The sequence below is a fragment of the Streptomyces sp. SID8352 genome (genome assembly GCF_009862265.1).
Lineage (GTDB): Bacteria > Actinomycetota > Actinomycetes > Streptomycetales > Streptomycetaceae > Streptomyces.
In genome coordinates, this window is sequence record NZ_WWGX01000088.1 from 1 (window position 1) to 16,142 (window position 16,142).

At 68.2% G+C, this 16,142-nt stretch carries 14 protein-coding genes and 1 pseudogene; 7 read left to right on the forward strand and 8 right to left on the reverse strand.

Translation table 11 applies throughout. From position 1 onward, the window contains the following. Both GTY84_RS25880 and GTY84_RS34200 read left to right on the forward strand, forming a co-directional pair. The coding region (locus GTY84_RS25880) for an avidin/streptavidin family protein (protein ID WP_161224100.1) at positions 1 to 446 on the forward strand (446 nt) is incomplete at its 5' end. A 465-nt stretch (positions 447 to 911) separates the two neighbouring features. Then, the gene (locus GTY84_RS34200; protein WP_237532663.1) at positions 912 to 1,094 is read left to right on the forward strand and encodes a hypothetical protein; all 183 of its coding nucleotides are present in this window, start codon (positions 912 to 914) and stop codon (positions 1,092 to 1,094) included. A 246-nt stretch (positions 1,095 to 1,340) separates the two neighbouring features. Here GTY84_RS34200 and GTY84_RS25885 read toward each other — a convergent pair whose 3' ends face one another. The 4 genes from GTY84_RS25885 to GTY84_RS25900 form a co-directional block, all read right to left on the reverse strand. After that, complete coding sequence (locus GTY84_RS25885; RefSeq protein ID WP_161228805.1) at positions 1,341 to 1,802, reverse strand: hypothetical protein; 462 nt, start codon at positions 1,800 to 1,802, stop codon at positions 1,341 to 1,343. Between the two features lie 128 nt (positions 1,803 to 1,930). After that, complete coding sequence (locus tag GTY84_RS25890; protein ID WP_161228806.1) at positions 1,931 to 3,244, reverse strand: hypothetical protein; 1,314 nt, start codon at positions 3,242 to 3,244, stop codon at positions 1,931 to 1,933. Continuing rightward, a complete protein-coding gene (locus GTY84_RS25895; protein ID WP_161228807.1) occupies positions 3,241 to 3,990 on the reverse strand; it encodes an ATP-binding cassette domain-containing protein in 750 nt (249 codons plus the stop codon). The genes GTY84_RS25890 and GTY84_RS25895 overlap by 4 nt, the downstream gene beginning before the upstream one ends. A gap of 48 nt (positions 3,991 to 4,038) precedes the next feature. Beyond that, positions 4,039 to 4,464 carry a hypothetical protein gene (locus GTY84_RS25900; RefSeq protein ID WP_161228808.1) on the reverse strand — a complete coding sequence of 142 codons (426 nt, stop codon included), beginning with the start codon at positions 4,462 to 4,464 and terminating at the stop codon, positions 4,039 to 4,041. A gap of 237 nt (positions 4,465 to 4,701) precedes the next feature. Between GTY84_RS25900 and GTY84_RS34205 the strand changes: the two are divergent. Continuing rightward, a pseudogene (locus GTY84_RS34205) lies at positions 4,702 to 4,815 on the forward strand (IS701 family transposase); the annotation flags it as partial. Between the two features lie 354 nt (positions 4,816 to 5,169). Here GTY84_RS34205 and GTY84_RS25910 read toward each other — a convergent pair. The 4 genes from GTY84_RS25910 to GTY84_RS25925 all read right to left on the reverse strand — a co-directional run bounded on the left by GTY84_RS25910 (position 5,170) and on the right by GTY84_RS25925 (position 8,964). Next, a complete protein-coding gene (locus GTY84_RS25910) occupies positions 5,170 to 5,313 on the reverse strand; it encodes a hypothetical protein (protein ID WP_161228810.1) in 144 nt (47 codons plus the stop codon). Between the two features lie 106 nt (positions 5,314 to 5,419). Continuing rightward, complete coding sequence (locus GTY84_RS25915; RefSeq protein ID WP_161228811.1) at positions 5,420 to 5,950, reverse strand: hypothetical protein; 531 nt, start codon at positions 5,948 to 5,950, stop codon at positions 5,420 to 5,422. Between the two features lie 254 nt (positions 5,951 to 6,204). After that, on the reverse strand, positions 6,205 to 7,986 hold the full coding sequence (gene ltrA, locus GTY84_RS25920; protein ID WP_161228812.1) for a group II intron reverse transcriptase/maturase: 1,782 nt from the start codon (positions 7,984 to 7,986) through the stop codon (positions 6,205 to 6,207). 645 nt (positions 7,987 to 8,631) lie between these two features. After that, positions 8,632 to 8,964, reverse strand: a complete 333-nt coding sequence (locus GTY84_RS25925) for a hypothetical protein (RefSeq protein WP_202551748.1) — start codon at positions 8,962 to 8,964, stop codon at positions 8,632 to 8,634. Positions 8,965 to 9,454: 490 nt separating this feature from the next. Between GTY84_RS25925 and GTY84_RS25930 the strand changes: the two genes are divergently transcribed. The 4 genes from GTY84_RS25930 to GTY84_RS25945 all read left to right on the forward strand — a co-directional run bounded on the left by GTY84_RS25930 (position 9,455) and on the right by GTY84_RS25945 (position 15,920). Beyond that, on the forward strand, positions 9,455 to 10,714 hold the full coding sequence (locus GTY84_RS25930; RefSeq protein WP_161228813.1) for an alpha/beta hydrolase: 1,260 nt from the start codon (positions 9,455 to 9,457) through the stop codon (positions 10,712 to 10,714). 172 nt (positions 10,715 to 10,886) lie between these two features. Next, positions 10,887 to 11,990 (forward strand): thioester reductase domain-containing protein, encoded by a 1,104-nt coding sequence (locus GTY84_RS25935; protein WP_161228814.1) that lies wholly within the window; start codon positions 10,887 to 10,889, stop codon positions 11,988 to 11,990. Between the two features lie 933 nt (positions 11,991 to 12,923). Beyond that, positions 12,924 to 13,367: an SRPBCC family protein gene (locus tag GTY84_RS25940; protein ID WP_161228815.1), complete on the forward strand. Its 444-nt coding sequence runs from the start codon at positions 12,924 to 12,926 to the stop codon at positions 13,365 to 13,367. 150 nt (positions 13,368 to 13,517) lie between these two features. Further along, complete coding sequence (locus GTY84_RS25945; protein ID WP_161228816.1) at positions 13,518 to 15,920, forward strand: MFS transporter; 2,403 nt, start codon at positions 13,518 to 13,520, stop codon at positions 15,918 to 15,920. Positions 15,921 to 16,142 lie beyond the last annotated feature (222 nt).

Here is a 16,142-nt window from a genome sequence, read left to right on the forward strand (position 1 = left end):
CGAAGGCCACCGCCACGAACGGCCTCAGCGGTACCTGGTACAACGAACTCGGTTCGACCTTCACGGTGACGGCGCACGCGAACGGCAGTCTCACCGGCACATACGACTCGGCGGTCGGCAACGCCGAGAACCAGTACGTGGTGAAGGGCCGTTTCGACACCCTTCCCGCGCCGGACCACGGCACGGCACTCGGCTGGACCGTCTCCTGGCGCAACAGCTACCGCAACGCCCACTCCGCGACCACCTGGAGCGGCCAGTACTTCGGCGGCTCCAACCCGCGGATCAGCACCCAGTGGCTGCTGACGTCCGGCACCACCTCCGCCGACCAGTGGAAGTCGACGCTGGTCGGCCATGACGAGTTCACCAGGACCAGGCCGTCCGCCGCCACGATCGCCGCGGCCCGCAAGGCCGGCGTGAACGGTGGGGCCCCCTCTGCGCAGAAGTGACACGCCGGCCCGAGCCTGCCGGGACGACGCGTCCCGCGAGGGCGCCCGGGACGATTCCCTCTCGGGCGCCCTTCGCCGTGAAGAATCCGCGCCGGACCGTCTGCCGGGTCCGGGTACCCCTCATCGCCCGCGCCGTCGGCGGCGGGCTGAGGGCGGAGCTCCTCCACCGCGGCGCGCAGGCCCGCGATCTCCTGCCGGAGGAAGGCGAGCTCGCTGCGGGCCTCCTCCCGAGCAGTACCCGCAACCTGCTTGATCTGCCTGGCCGCTTCGCGTGGTTCCTCCGCGGCCGCCCGCCTGTCATCCGGGCCTTCGGCAGCGGCCGGGGCCGCGGTGAACGGTGCGAGCGCGACGGTGAGTTCCTCGGACAGGACCTCGCGGACGGCGTGGCGGACCGCGTCGAGCGGGAACCCCCTGCCCGGCAGGGCGCCCTCGCCGGTGGTGCGCTGCGCGGGGATCCCGGCGTGGGTGAAGTCCTCCCCGGGCTCGGCCGGTGCGGGGGCCGGAGCCGCCGCACCCGCCACCGTTCCTGGTCCGCTCGATGCGGCGGAGCAGCAGCCCGGCGCGGACGAGCGCGGCGATGACGGTGAGCGCGCCGACGAGCACAACCAGCCGCCCGCTCGCTGGACGGCGAGTCTGCCGGGGCGGTGATCGCGTGAGGCCGAGCCGAGCGGGGTCGACCTCGCTCGTCAGGCCCTGATCGCTGCCCGTGAGGCGGCGAAGAAGCCGAAGCGGCGCACCGGCACTGCCATACGGCGTGACGGCCGCGAGCCGCTCGGGCTCAGTGCGGCGATCGGCCTGGTGATGACCGAGCACGGCATGGCTGCTCCGGCGGTCGGCGGCAGCGTCCTCCCCCCAGCTCGACGACATCCTCGCCGCGGCCGCGCCCGAAGAGGCTCAGCGGGGGAAGTCACCCTTGGCCGTATAGCGCAGGCCAACCAAGAGAAGCGCCGCGGATCCCACCCAGGAGAGGGTGTCAGAGGCCCCAGCTGCGGGCCACGCCCACCAGTGCGCTACCTGCTCGGCTCCATAGCCGAACACTGAAACGATCAGGGCGAGCAGCGTCGGAAGCACAGTGGAAACATGAATACCGGCGATTGCTCTGCCGATGAGTGCGAGGCCGGTGTAGCAGATGAGGTTGCGGAGAGCCTGCTCGAAAACGTCATCCTGTACCCCGTTGATCCAGCCTGCCGCGATCGGGGCCGTGGCAGCTGCCATGCCCGCCACAACGGTAACGGCGAGCAGGGAGTCGAGAGCGGCGACCCGTCGCAGCGCCGTCGACTCGATGGGGGCGGACGTGCCGTAGCAGGTGTTCAAGGTGATGGCCGGCGCCAACGGCGCAAAGAGAATGACAGGCACGTTCGCCGAAGTCGCCCCGCCCAGCTGGGGCAGTGGGAGGCTGGCATTTCCTAGCAGGAGGGTCGCTACCCACAATCCGATGGTGACGATCGCGAGCAGGTGTACGCGTCGTGTGCGAAGCCACCAAGTCATCGGGGCATGCACCAGGCCCGGGAGAGAGTGGAGTGGTACCAGGCTTCCTGACTGCCAGGGCTGGTTTTCAGTACGTCTTCGACAGGTTTCCAAGTGCGGGGGTCGGAGTTGAGCCCGAAGTTCCGCTGGGGCATACCGGCATGTACTGAAAGCCAGATGTGTAGTTCTTCCTCGGCGTCGAGGGCTTCTTGTACAGCCGTGACAGGCTCTTCCGAGCAGACGGTGGCATTGTCTTCATGCCCGGTGCTGGTGAGATTCACAGTGAGGTCGGAGGCGAGACCGGCGACGATGTCCTGGCTAGTGAAATCCACATCCTGTCTGACAGTGACAGTCCACTGCCTCTTCCCGGGGTGCTGGGTGCTTTCGGTGACGACCTCCGGCGGGGTCACTCCGACGGACCGAAGCCGTTCGACTGCCTCGCTCACGGTCTGAGCCGCTTCAGGCAGGCGGGAGGCGTGCTCGGGCCAGACACACGTCCGCGTGCGGTTGATCTTGGTGCAGACCAAGTCCGCGGTGGGTCGTGCTTGAACGGCATCGGGTCCAAGTCCGTTCACCAGGCTGACGCCCACGGAAGTGGTCGTGAAGGCAACGATTGCAGCCAGTGCGCCAGCCAGGTAGGGGGCGGACGTGGGCAGGTGCCCGAGGCGGGGGGTACGCCGGGAGAGAGCAGCAGCGGCGGTCGCCAGCGCGGCGAGGCCGACGGCAACGAGTGCCGGTGCCGCGACGCCCCTGAGGTCAACGGCAACGGTGCTCAGGCAGCAGCCCGAGGCCGGCTGTGTGAGATGACGCAGCCAGAGAGGCTCGAGCGCGGGAGGGTACACGTTCCACAAGTAGTCGCCCACGAGCACGACCGGCACGGCGGCCACCGCGGGCAGCCGCAATCCGACCGCGTATCCGACGACGGTGTGGGCGCACACCACAACGCAGGACGCGCCGATGATGCGGCCATCCGGCCAGCCCGAAGCTGACTCCATGTGCAGACGGGCCACGGCGAGGGCCATGGCGAGGGCACAGAATCCCATCAGCACCACAGGCGTGAGGGAGACAGCGGCGATCTGCCACCCACTGCGTGCCGGAGTGCCCTCCCCGATCCGGGCGCGGCGGAGCCTTCCTGCCTCCCAGGCCGCACACGCCGCGGTCACCGGGGCGATGAAAATCAGCGCGGAGGCGGCCTTCGCAGTGGCCGCGGTCCAATAGCCGTCCAGGTCCCCTGCGACGTAGTCAGAAGAAACATAGAGGGCAACAATGCAAAGAAGCAGGGGGCTAACGAGAACGGCAGAATGGGCGCGCGGATGGAAGCGGAACGTCACCACCTTTCGCCACCGCCGAGAACCGCGGCGTAGGCGCCGTCCGCAGTGCGCCCCGGCGCCGTGTCACTCGGCGCCTTCGCGTAGAACTCCTGCACGGTACCGTTGAATCGGACGGCTCCCTCGGACAGGACTACCACGTAGTCGTAGACCTCGGAGAGATCCTCTGTCTGATGAGTGGAAACGATGACGTCAGCGCTCTCGGAAAGCTCTTCCACGGCCTTACGGAAGTTTCCTCGCTGCGCAGGGTCGAGACCCGCTGTCGGTTCGTCCATCAACACGAGCTGGGATGAGTGCACCAGTGTCTGCGCCACGCCGATCCTGCGGAGTTGTCCGCCGGACAGCGACGCCGTCTGATGGCCCTCCTTTTTGGCGAGTCCGACACGCTCCAGCGCCCCCAGGGCACCTTCCCACGCGTCTCGCCGTGACATGCCTTTGAGCCATCCCGCGTAAGCAACCTGCTCCCGGCAGGTCATTCCCGGGACGGAAGTGATGTGCTGGGGCATCCACCCGACTTGGCGCCTGTAGGTGCGCAGTTGAGACCGCACGGCGGGATCGAGACCGGCGAAGGAAACGCTGCCCGAGCGAGGCTTCAAGGCGGAAGCGGCAAGCGACAAGAGCGTGGTCTTGCCCGCCCCGTTGGGCCCGAGCAGCACCGTGCGACCGGAGGAGAAGGCGAAGCTGAGTCCGTCGAGGACTGTCGGCCCCCGGCGATACTGGTAGGAACAGGACTCGAACTCGACAGACACAGCCTCACTACCCTCTTACGAAAAAGAACGATGGTTCATCTTGCCAACTCAGTACTTTACGGAGACCGAGTTCACCGAAAGGTAATAGCCCGACGCACTACCCTGGATCTTGGTCACCGTGAAGTGATAGCTGCCCGACGGCTGGACGCCGAACGCATGGGAGTCGGAGCTGCTGCACTTGTAGGTGTAACGACCTCGGTTCTCGTTCGGCTGAATGATCGAGGTTTCACGAGTCAGCTGCAGCTCCGTGTTGCTGACCGCCGCACCCAGTCCCCCGTTGTTGCAGCCGCTGAGTCCGATGGTGGTACTGACGTTGTCGCTGTTCTTGTCGGACCAGGTCCGGGAGTCGAATCCGGTGCGAACCGCGCTCATGCTCGAAGTCCAGCTGCCTTCAGCGTGGGCCGGTATCGCGCCGGCGAGAACGAGAGCCGCAGCAGATCCCGTAACGGCGCCGACCAACTTCTGTCCACGCATGGAATGTCCCCTTCACTAGACCTACATGACATGGCCACAATGAGTAGCCGATCATGGACGGTACGCCAACGAGGCAGGTCAGGGCAGGGGGGCAAGAGGTAAGGCATGTCACGTTTGGTGCTCCAGCAGCGGTTCGTGTCCTGAGGTGCTGGTTGTCGGTGTCCTGGTATGGAAGGAATGACTGAAGTCGCCCACTGCGCCGCCGAGTTGGATTCGTGGTTCGCGCGGGTGGCGGGCCGGTTCGCCCGGACGGATCTGCGCTGGCGGACGCGGGACTACGTCCGTGGCCTGCTGGGGCGGGCAGCACTCAAGAACGGCTGGCAGCTCGGTTGGGCCGGCGGGACGGCTTCCAGCGGCTCCTGAACAGCAGCGTCAGTGATGATGTGACTGGTGGTTCTGCTGCTTCCTCGCCTTCCTCGACCTCGCAGCCGCCCTGACCTACTACAAGAAGCTATCGAAGATCGCCACGTGAGATGATTTTTAACGTCTGGCTGGAGTATTGGTTCCGCACCAAGAAGGCAATCGTGAAACGAGCCAGGAGTCGCCTGGAAAGTAGGTCGATCAAGGACCTGACCTACAACGTTTGGGGCCGTGTTCCGGCCTGGTGCCAGATAGGAGCGCATGAAAGCGTCAGTCAAGCTGGCTTCAAGACCAGTCAAATACGACAGGTCGGCTGCCGGTGCCCCCTATGAGCTCGCAACACGATCATGATCGGGCCTTCTTGAGGCGTCTCCAGTAGATCAGACTGCAGGCCAGGGGGAGGAGGGCGTCGTGGAGTTCGGTGCGGCGTTCCCAGCGGACGGCCAGTCGTTTGAACTGGTGAAGCAGGGCGAAGGTCTGCTCCAGCACGTACCGGTAGCTTGCCCAGGCCCTTGATGCTCGGGGCGCCCTTGCGGGAGATGACCGGCAGGATGCGGCGCTTTCGGAGCTCTTCGCGGTTCGGGTTGGAGTCGTATCAAGCTGTTGATATCGGTGACCGCCGACCGCCCAAGGTGGCCACCCGCCCTGATGAGGCATCTTCGGGGTGTCCGCCGCGGCGCTGGTACTTACGGGACCACAGCGCGACGGACAACCATGCCTTCCGGCCTACCGGGTCGAGCTCCTCCCACATGCCCTTGCGGCCGAGATGCCCTGTTCGGCGGAGGTCCCAGATCTCCGCAGCCCCAGGGAGAAGTTCATCGCACCGCAGCCGTACTTCGACATCGAACAGGCCATCGCCGTGCAGTGGCGGCCTCGCAGCCGTCGCCGTCACCCCGCTGACGAAGTAGGAACCCGTTTCGATGCCTTCAGCATCGAGGAGTGCCAGGTGAGCCCCGCCTGCCCTCGCTCTCCTGCTCCCGAGATGGTCGAGGCTGGTCAGGAACTTCCCCTGCGGCGAGGACCCCAGCAGTTCGACCTGCCGTAGACCGTCTTCCTGAGGTCCGAACAGCCCGTTGGTGTCCCGTACGGACCCCCAGAACTCGTCATCGTCCTCGTCACTGGGCAAAAGGGGTACCCGCATCCCTCGCCAGCCCCACCAACTGGGTCCATGACACCTCCTGCGCAGGGAGCCCACAGATGGCTACACCAGGAGCAGCGGAATCTGGCTATTCCGTCACGGCTACGGATACGAGGTGGTCGATGTCGAGGCCGCCGGGGCCCTGGATGTAGCGGTCGTGTCGGGTAGCCCCGTCCCCTTGCGGCGACGGGGCCCCCTCAGAACCGGACGTGCGAGTTGTCCCCGCATCCGGCTCAAGCAGATCACAAGGGCCTGTTGCAGGTGGCCTTCAGTAGGCCACGCCGGACGTTCCCGGCGTGGTGTTGGCGGTGGCATTCCGCATGGATCAGGATCAGATTCGAACGATGGTCAGGTCCACCGTGGCTCCGGTAGATGACATGGTGCCTGTGTAGGGTCCGGGACGTAGCAACGAACCAGCGCACCCAATCGCGCACATTGTCCGGCTCGTACCCCGCACCATCAATCAAGTCCAGCCCGCAGAGAGGGCATAGCCCCTTCTGCCGCACGGCCAGAGGGACGTTGGCTCCGTCCGCCTGGGGATGCTTGCGCTTCCGCGTGCGGTCGACCCAGTAATCCACGAGGCTCGGGTCGTCCTTGGACGCCGATCCCTTGACGGGGATATGCCTCACGATCTTGGTCCAACCGAACTTGTACAGGTACCTCTTCGTCTCCCGGTCACCGAAGACCCAGCGATCGTCGCGTTGCGAGTGATAGCGCCCCCAATAGCGGTCCACGACCCATGCCCTGGACTTTCGTGGATGACGCCGTCTGGCCCACTTCCACGTCAACCTCCATACATGGTGGTCGAGGGAGCCGAAGATCTCCTTGGAGACCACACCCCTGTAGTAAGTGGCCCAGCCCTTGATCAGGGGGTTGAGGTGTCGAATGACGTCCTCGGTTCGATCTTGCCCCATGGCCTTGATCTTCTCCCTGATCTCCCGCTTGATCCGGCGCACGGAGGCTTTGCTTGGCTTGATGAGAAGCTTCCCGTTGTACTTACGAACGTTGAATCCGAGAAAGTCGAAGCCGTCATCGAGGTGAACCACACGGGTTTTATCCTCGTTGAAGGTCAGACCCCTCGGCGCCAACCACTCCGTGATACGGCGTTTCACTTCCCACGCTTCATCCTCCGTGCGGCAAAACACCACGAAGTCATCCGCGTATCTCACCAACCGAGGCGACCGAAGACGCGCATTGCGTCCCGTGCCGGCCGTTCTCCCCAGTGCCGCCTCCATTCCATGCAGTGCGATGTTCAGCAGCAGGGGGCTGATGACGCCGCCCTGTGGGGTTCCCTCCACGGTTGGCGCGAATCGCCCCCTTTCAATCACACCTGCTGCCAACCATTTCCGGACCGCTCCCCTGGCGGGGAAGCACTCCAGCATCCCTAGGAGGCCGTCATGGTCGATTCGGTCGAATGCGCCCTTGAGGTCGGCGTCCAGTACCCATGGTTTGGTGGCACTCCGACGTGAGACGGTCCTGAAGATCGCCTCGATTGCGTCGTGACACCCCCGTCCGGGTCTGAAGCCGTAGCTTGCCCCCTCGAAGCGCGCCTCCCACTCTGGTTCCAGGGCGTTCTTCACCCTGGCCTGTTGGGCTCGGTCCCTGAGGACAGGGATACCGAGTGGCCTCATCGCTCCATTGGCCTTCGGGATGAATACGCGACGAACCGGTTTGGCTCTCAACGCAGAGATCGCTGCTAGCTCCGCGACCAGCCGTCCGCGGGCGGCTGGTGTGGGAGCCTTCTCTCCGTCGATTCCTGCTGTTCGTCGGCCTGTGCTCGTCAAGGCCACCCGTTTCACGCTCACGAGCGTGTTGGAGTGGGACTTGAGCATGAGCTTCTGAAGATTGCGAACCCTCTTGAGGTCGCCTTCCTGCGTGGCCTTGAAGATCCTCTGCCGAAGACGTCGTACGTGTCGTTCCGCCCGTGACCAGTCGGTGCTGTGCCAGTATTCGGCGTATGACGCGCTCAGGGGTCCGTTCGCGGCATCGTCTGCAGAGTCAACGACTGCTGTCGCTTCTGGCATGATCCCTCCGCGTCCAACTTGTGCCTTGATGCTGACGTTTCACGTTGTCTCTTCAAAGATCCACCTGACCCGCGTTGGCTCCCTTTCGGGCCCGGCAACTCTGGCCGGTATCTGCCCGGTTATACGTAGCGACTGAGGCGCCGTTCTCTACATTTTCCCGTGGGCTTTCGCCCAGGCAGCGTTCGCTTCTCGGGTCATCCTGTCCCGCACGAGATTCGCCGTCGTTACCTCTGGCTTACCGGTCAACTGGCCGGACTCATACGGGGTTTCCATGTTCCGCTTGACTCAGTAGCGCCCAAGGAGGGTGCCTCCTATACCCCGGGGTCGGTGGTGATCGCGCCGTCCAGTTCTACGGGCCGGACAGCCACCTGACGCTTCACAGCGACAGACCCTTCGACCGCTGATTACTGACCATTGAGCGGCCTTACTCTGACGAGGCCTCATCGGAGGTTCACTTGCGTTCACCCACTTGGGCTTTCCCCTGCCTGTAGCCTGCGAATGGCCCGCTGACCCTTGGGCTTTCTTGTCGGTCGGCTCAGCACGGTGCCGTTGCCAGCGCCGCACTCGACCTAGGGAACCGGCCTGTCGATCACTTGGCCGGAGAAATGCCTACCTCCTGACATTTCCACTGAAAATCAAACGACTTCATGTCGCACCGTAGGGGCTGTACCACTCGCCGCCGCTCAGGGTGCAGCGTCCGCTGACGGTGGGCGGGACGACGGCCTCGGCCCTGAGGGCCTCGGCCCTGGTGTTGCAGCCGTCCTTGTCGGCGTCGGTCCAGTGCTTGAAGGCTGCACGCTGGTATCCGGTGCGGTCCTCATCGGCGACAGGGATCCGGGCCAGCACGTCGCGCACGGGCGCGGTGACGGTCCGGCCCGCCTCGCGGGTGACCGCGCCGGCCGGCGCGGCGTGTGCGGCGACAGGTACCAGCAGGGCTGTGACAGCGGCCGCGAGCGCGGCGGTACGGGGGAGACTCACGAAGGGGCCCTCTCGGAGATCACCGGTCCGAACATCACCTTCGCAGCGGCCACCGGCATCCCGGAGCCCGGACGAGACGCCGCCCCTCATCCGCCTGGACGGTAAGTCATACGGTCCGGCCGCGGATGCGGCTCGCCCCCGTCGCAGGCCCCGTTGCCAGGGCGGCGAGGCAGCACTGCGTCGTGCCCGGCTGCTGGCCCTCCGTGCCTGCCTCGGCATCGATCAGCGCCCCACATCCCAGGTCTTGGTGGGTCTGGCGGCGGCGGGTGGTGCCGCTGATATGCGCCCTGCGGGGACGACCGGGAGTCGCTGAAGCATGCCGAGGAAGTGTGCCCAAGGTCGCTGATGTGTACACCTGCCTCGGGGGAGGTCTCCACGATGGTGTGAATGCGCATGCCAGTTCGCCCTGCGAGTGTGCCGTGCTTTCTTAAAGTGCCGTCTTGGGCCCAGCCGGTGGGCGGGCCCTGACCTGCCAAGGAGTTGACTGATCATGTCCACACCCGTCGTCGACATCTGGGGACCGGTTTCCCCTGAGTTCCGCTCCACGACGCCCTCCGCGCCGGAACCGCATGACGAGTGGTCCCTCGCCGGCGGAACCGCGTGGGTCTACTACAGCCCGCTGAACCGCCGGCAACTCGTCAGGCCCGTCATCCTCTCCGACGGCTTCTCCCACGGGGCGAGCGACCTCGACCGGCTCTGGAACGGCCTGGAGGAGAACGGAGACTTCCGGTTCATCTCCGAACTCCACGCGACCGGCCGCGACGTGATCATCCTCGGCTACGACGACCGGACGGCGTCGATCAGGGACAACGTCGACACGGCCATCGACTGCGTCCGCCGCGCCCTCGCCGAGCGGGTGGGCCGATCGAGGCTGGTCGTGGGCGGCTTCAGCATGGGCGGCCTGATCACCCGCTACGCACTGGCGAGGATGGAGCAGGATCCGGCCCTGCCCGACCACGAGACATCCCTCCACCTCTCCTACGACTCCCCCCACCAGGGCGGGTGGCTCCCTGTCTCCTTCCAGGCCTTCATCCACTTCGCGGCGGACAACTGGAGCGAGGACCCCGTCGTCGGAGACTCCCTGCGCTTGTTCTCCGGGCTGCTCAACAGCCCCGCCGCGAAGCAGATGGCGCGCTGGTACATCGCGAAGCCCGACGACACCCCGGCCCCGGCCCCGGAGCGGGAGCAGTTCCTCCGGGAACTCGACGAACTCGGCGGATGGCCGCGCAGCGTCCGCAGGATCGGCGTCGCCAACGGCGTGGAGACCGGCAACGGCAACGGCGTCACGCCCGGCGCGACCGCGGTCCGGGGCGACGGCGAATCCCTGCAGGACACCTGGCTCAAGATCCAGGGCCAGGGCGACCAGACCGTCGCCCGCCTGCAGAAGCCCGGAGGCCCGGTGACCGAGGTGCGCACCGGCGGGCTGCCGGAGATCGACGGCGCTCCCGGCGGCCTGTTCACCCTGCCGCTGCCGGACGGCGACCCCGGCAGCTTCGGACTGGCGGGCCTCCTCATGCGTTTCCTGCGCAACCGCGTTGACGACGACACCATCCGCACATCCTGCTTCATTCCCAGTGTCAGCGCCGTCGCCGCCGGTGACATCAGCGACCAGAAGGCCCTCTACGCACCGATCACACCGGACGCCAGCGAACTCGACGCGTTCCTGTGCGCCAGCCGCAACGAGGGACACACCACCATGACCGAAGAACTCGGCGCGTGGATCGTGAACGAGATCGTCTCCGGCGGCTGAACCCCAACCGCTCGACCCAGCGGGCCGGTGTACCGTCCGCCCCGACTGCGCACCGGGGCCGCCCGGTCTGAAGCGACACCGAAGGGACCTAAGCAGGGGGCCGCCTGGCCGAAACGACCGTCCGTCGAGGCTGCGAGGTTGGCTCTTCCGCTCCGGAGTTGGAGGTTTCGGCATGACGCTGGTATTGACCGGGGGGACGGGGTTCGTCGGCTCCAGGCTCTGTGCCGAACTGCTGCGCCGTACTGATGACGTGGTGGTCTGTCTGGTCAGAGCTGAGGATTCGGTGAAGGCCGAGGAACGGACACGGTCGGCGCTGGCCGCCGTCGACAAGGGCGTGGCCGGGTCGGCGCGACTGCGTGCTGTGCCCGCAGATCTCTCCGCCGACCGGTTCGGTCTGGGCGAGGACACTTATCGGCGGCTGGCCGACGAGGCGGACGCCGTCTATCACAGCGGAGCCTCGGTGCACCTGGCCGCACGGTACGAGCGGGTGGCTCCCGTCAATGTCGGCGGTACCCGACGAGTGGCCGAGTTCTGCACCACCGGTACATCCAAGCACCTGCACCACGTGTCGACTCTGGGGGTCTTCCTCACGGCCCGCGAGGCGGGTCTGGAACGGGTGGCCGAATCGACGGAGCCCACCCTGCGGACCTGTGGTCCCTTCGGGTACCCGCAGACCAAGGTCGAGGCCGAGCGGGCGGTGGCGGCCGCCGTGGCGGACCACGGTCTCGAGGCCACTGTCTACCGGCCGGGGCTGATCCTGGCCGACTCGCGCGACGGGTCCGCGCCCGCCACCGACCTCACGACCTGCGTCATCGCCGCGGCCATCGTCACCGGCTGCTACCCCACCACGCTGGGGTCGCTGCCCGCCTCGACCGCCGACCACACAGCACAGACGATCGCCGCTCTGTCCCTGACTCCCGGGACGGCGGGCAATGTCTTCCACATCATGCGGCCGGAACCGCTGCCCGTGCGAGAGCTGTTCGAAAGGACCCGTGAGCACGGACACCCCCTGCGGGAGGTCACCGCGCAGCAGTGGAGGAACGCCCTGCACGAGCACCGCGCGAGTCCCTGGGCACGAGCCGCATACGCGCTGGAGATCTGCACCTACACCCTCGGTCTCACGTACGCGTGCCGGCCTCCCGAGGTGGGTGGTGACGCCTCTGTTCGCGCTGCCGAAGCGGCAGGTGTGCCGGTTCCGGACACCGGCCCCGCCTACTTCCGCCGTCTGCTGACCCGGCTCGAACAAGAGCACGGAGACTCTCTCGGCAACACCTGATCAAAGCCGCGACCGTTGTGTGACCGCTGCGCACCTGGCCGTCGTGCTCTCCGCCCGCCTGCCCGCACGTGCCCACATCTGTTCCTCGAAAGCGCGGACGCCCAGCCAGGTCTCCGGGGCGGCAGGGCGGCCACGATACGTCCTGACGCCCGCACCGCAGCCAGGAGACCTGCCCGAACGCAGCACCTTGTCCCGGGACAGCGGCTTCTCACCGCCTGGCAGCGGTGACGCTGGGTGCCGACCACGAGCGGATGGCGGAGGCGGACAAGGGCAGTGAGAGGTGTGCCCTCCACCCTGGAGTTGGGAATCCTGGGCAGGGTGACGGGCAGCCGCTTCCCGGCGCCACTCCTGCCGACCGATGAACCCGCACCGGATGGGGGACATCCAAAGGCGCGTATTCCGCTGCCCACGCGAGCCCCACGGGGTCCGCTGTGCCCGGGGCACGGGGAGGTCAACCAGGCCCCGCGCGCATCACCCGCCCACCGCCAGCGCCCAGTACACCCTGTGCTCCCTGCCCGTCGCACCTCCGCCAAGGGGCCGGGACAGGACCAGCGCAGGACGACGACCATGGGGCGTCCGCAACCTGCTGATGTGGGCGAGCGGTTGGCCTGATAGAGGAGTTGCGTGCCTGGCTGTGAACACTGCCCGTGATCGTGCGAACGATCCCGACCGCTCGGCGGACGCGTCCGGCCTCCCCCGGGCGGCCGTACGGTCGGCGGCGGCACAGTCGGCGTACGGGTCGGCCGCGCGTGTCGACCGGTCCGGGGGTGCGGACCCGGTGGGTCGGCCGCGCGGGCGGGGGAGTGCGTTCCGGGCGTCCGGGCGGGTGAGTAGGCCGGGCCGGACCGGCCCTCGCCCCACCCCCGATTTGGAGGGCGGGCGGAGGGGTGGTTGGCTTGCCCCATCCCGAGAACCAGGCCCTGGAGGAACCCGATGGCGCAGGTCGAGGCCACGACGGAGCGGATCGTGGCGGCGGACGCGGAGACGGTGTTCGACACCATCGCCGACTACAGCGGCACGCGCGCGAAGCTGCTGCCCGAGCACTTCAGCGAGTACGAGGTCCGCGAGGGCGGCGACGGCGAGGGCACCCTGGTGCACTGGAAGCTCCAGGCCACCAGCAAGCGTGTCCGCGACTGCCTCCTGGAGGTCACCGAACCGTCCGACGGCGAACTCGTCGAGAAGGACCGCAACTCCACCATGGTCACCACCTGGCGGGTCACCCCGGCGGGCGAGGGCCGGTCCCGGGTCGTGGTCCACACCGCGTGGAAGGGGGCCGGTGGCGTCGGCGGCTTCTTCGAGCGGACCTTCGCCCCCAAGGGCCTCGGCCGGATCTACGACGCGGTGCTCGCCAAGCTCGCCGCCGAGGTCGAGAAGTAGCCAACACGCCCTGAACCGAGGGGCGTTGGCGGCCTCACCGGTTCGAGTGATCCTCGGATGATCGCGTCGTACGCCGTAACTTGTCGCACTTGCTCGTAGTTGCTGCCGCAGGCGGCCAGTTGTGAGCGGGTGTGACGAGGGGAGCGGCACATGGGCGGAGTCACCTTGGTGCAGGAGGAACCGGCCGTCGTGCCACCGCGACGGCCGGAGCCACCCGCTCCGGCCCCGGTCGCGGACCCGGGCCTGACCCCCCGGCGGGTGCGGCTGGTCTTCGTCGGGCTCATGCTGGCCCTGCTGCTGGCAGCGCTTGAGCAGATGATCGTCGCCACGGCGCTGCCGAAGATCGTCGGCGAGCTGCACGGCCTGGACCGGATGTCCTGGGCGATCACCGCCTACCTGCTCACCTCCACGATCGGCCTGCCCGTCTACGGCAAGCTCGGCGACCTCTTCGGGCGCAAGGGCGTCTTCCAGTTCGCCATCGTGGTCTTCGTCATCGGCTCGGCCCTGGCCGGCCGGGCGGGGACCATGAACCAGCTCATCGCCTTCCGCGCCGTGCAGGGCGTCGGCGCCGGCGGGCTGATGATCGGTGTGCAGGCGATCATCGCGGACATCGTGCCGCCCCGGGAGCGCGGCCGGTTCATGGGCCTGATCGGCGCCGCCTTCGGCCTCGCCTCGGTCGCCGGGCCCCTGCTGGGCGGCTACTTCACCGACCACCTCTCCTGGCGCTGGTGCTTCTACATCAACGTCCCCTTCGGCCTGCTCACCCTCGCCGTGGTCACGGCCGTGCTGAAGCTGCCCAGGCCCACGGCCAAGCCCCGGCTGGACATCCCCGGTGCGGTCCTGCTCGCCGCCGCCTCCACCTGCCTGGTCCTGCTGACCAGCTGGGGCGGCACCGAGTACGCCTGGGACTCCGGGGTCATCCTCGGCCTCGGCGGCGGCGCGGTGGCGGCCGCGCTCCTGTTCCTGCTGGCGGAGCGGCTCGCGCCCGAACCGCTGATCCCCCTGCGGCTCTTCCGCGACTCCGTCTTCAACGTCACCGCCCTGGCCGGACTCGTCGTCGGCATCGCCCTGTTCGGCGCGGCCAGCTATCTGCCGACGTTCCTCCAGATGGTCGACGGCGCCAGCGCCACCGAATCCGGCCTGCTGATGCTCCCCATGATGGGCGGCATCGTCGTGGCCTCGGTCGCCTCGGGCCAGCTCATCAGCCGCACCGGCCGCTACAAGGCGCACCCCGTCGTCGGCGGCGCCCTGTCCGTCATCGGCATGTGGCTGCTCTCCCGCCTCGACGTCGACACCCCCCGCGCGCAGTACAGCGTGTGGATGGCCGTGCTAGGCGCCGGGATCGGCATGGTGATGCCGGTCCTCGTCCTCGCCGTGCAGAACTCCGTGCGCCCGGCCGACCTCGGCACCGCCACCAGCGCCAACAACTACTTCCGGCAGATCGGCGGCAGCGTCGGCGCGGCGGTCTTCGGCACGCTCTTCGCGGGCCGCCTCACCGACGCCCTCCGCGAACGGGTCCCCACCGGGGCCGGTGCCGGGCCGCCCGACGCCGAGTCCCTCACCCCGCAGCTCGTCCACACCCTCCCGCCCGCGCTGCGCGACGCCTACATCGCGGCGTACGCCGACGCCATGCCGCGCATCTTCCTGTACCTGGTGCCCGTGCTCGCCCTCGGCCTGATCATCGCCTTCTTCCTCAAGGAGAAACCGCTGGTGTCCCACAACGCCCCCCTCATCGAGCCGGAGACCACCGCGCCGCACCACGCCGCCGTTCCGCAGGCCAGGTCGCCGTACGCCGCCGGGATCGCCGTCTGCGGCACGGTCCAGCACCCCGACGGCACCGTGGTGCCCCGCGCCGCCCTCACCCTCATCGACGTCGCCGGGCAGCAGATCGGCCGGGGCGCCAGCGGCGACGACGGACGCTACGCCCTGGCCACGCCCGGCTCGGGCGCCTACGTCCTGATCGCCGCTGCCGGCGGGCACCAGCCGCAGGCCGTCTCCGTGACCGTGGGGGAGCGCCCGGTCGAGCTCGACGTGGTCCTCGGCGGCGCCGGACGCCTGGCGGGCAGCGTGCTCACCGCCGACGGCACCCCCGTGCGCGACGCCATCGTCACCCTCACCAACGTCCACGGCGAGGTCGTCGCCAGCACCCGCAGCGGACGCGAGGGCGGCTACGCCATCACCGAGCTGGTGGCCGGCGAGTACACCCTCGCCGCCAGCGCGCCCGCCTTCCGCCCGGCCGCCCTACCGGTCAGCGTGCAGGCCGCCCGGGAGACCCGGCAGGACGTCGAGCTGGCCGGGGGCGCCGTGCTGCGCGGCACCGTCCGGGCGAGCGGCGGCCGGGCCGTCGAGGACGCCCGGGTGACCCTGCTGGACGCCGCCGGGAACGTGGTCGACACCCTGACCACGGGGCCCGACGGCGGCTTCCGTTTCGTCGACCTCTCGTCCGGCGAGTACACCGTCATCGCCGCGGGATATCCGCCCGTCGCCACCGTCCTGCGGGTCGCCGGCGGCGGACGCACCGAGCGCGATCTCCAACTCGGCCACGAGGACTGAGCGCGGGGAGGGGCGGGCCCCGGCGGTGGTCAGCGGATGGATCGGCAGGGCGCCGCGCACCGGCTGCGCGACGCCCGGACGGCGGGAGCCGGACGTGTGACGGTCCGGCGGCGGGAGCCGTGCCCCCGCCCCGTGTCCCCGCCCCGTGTCCCGGGCACGGGCCTCGCCGGGTATGCCCCCCGACGGCGTCGGCCACTGGTCCGGACGGGTCCCGCACCCCTC